The organism is Rhodobacter sp. TJ_12 (assembly GCF_020023995.1).
Lineage (GTDB): Bacteria > Pseudomonadota > Alphaproteobacteria > Rhodobacterales > Rhodobacteraceae > Rhodobacter.
In genome coordinates this window covers 1-726 of record NZ_NRRD01000059.1, presented here as the reverse complement: position 1 = coordinate 726, position 726 = coordinate 1, and the positions used below count along the sequence as shown (strand labels likewise).

1 protein-coding gene and 1 pseudogene are annotated in these 726 nt (G+C 64.6%); both read left to right on the top strand.

The features are described from left to right. Positions 1-232, top strand: a pseudogene (locus CKO11_RS17140) (amino acid ABC transporter ATP-binding protein); the annotation flags it as partial. Between the two features lie 209 nt (positions 233-441). Next, positions 442-726 (top strand): 2Fe-2S iron-sulfur cluster-binding protein (locus CKO11_RS17135; RefSeq protein ID WP_223641514.1); only part of this gene is annotated, 285 nt, incomplete at its 3' end.

Sequence of the window (726 nt, the reverse complement as noted above, 5' to 3'; positions counted from 1 at the left end):
GCTCGACCCCGAGATGATCAAGGAGGTGCTCGACACGATGATCGAACTGGCCGAAGAGGGGATGACCATGCTCTGCGTGACTCACGAGATGGGCTTCGCGCAGGCGGTGGCGAACCGGGTGATCTTCATGGACCAGGGCCAGATCGTCGAGCAGAACGAGCCGGGCGAGTTCTTCCGCAACCCGAAGTCGGAACGCACGAAGCTCTTCCTCAGCCAGATCCTCGGACACTGAGAGGGGCTTCTGCCGAATTCATGGGCGCCATCCGCAGGGGTGGCGCCTTTTTCGTGCCTTTGCCCCATTTTCGGGCAAGCCCCGGCCGACAGGCCGCGCGCGCCTGCGACGGCGCGAGCGGTCTTGCGCGCGCCCGAGGTTGCTATCGTTCCGGTGAGACAAGCCGCCCGCCCGCGAGGAGGGACGGGCGTTCAGAAAGGGACAAGCACATGGCCAACATCACCTTCACCTCGCCGATCATGCACGGGCCCAAGACGGTCTATGCCGTGGCGGGCGACACCAAGACCATCCTCGCCGTCGCCGAGGAGCACCGGATCCCGATCCCGTTCGACTGCAAGGACGGCAACTGCGCGTCCTGCCTCATCGAAGTGACCTACGAGGAACCCTCGCTGCGCAAGGGCATCACGCTCACCGAGAAGGAGAAGGCCAAGCTGCGCGAGCTGGGCAAGATCACCGCGCAGCTTGGCCTTCTCCTTCTCGGTGAGCGTGATGCC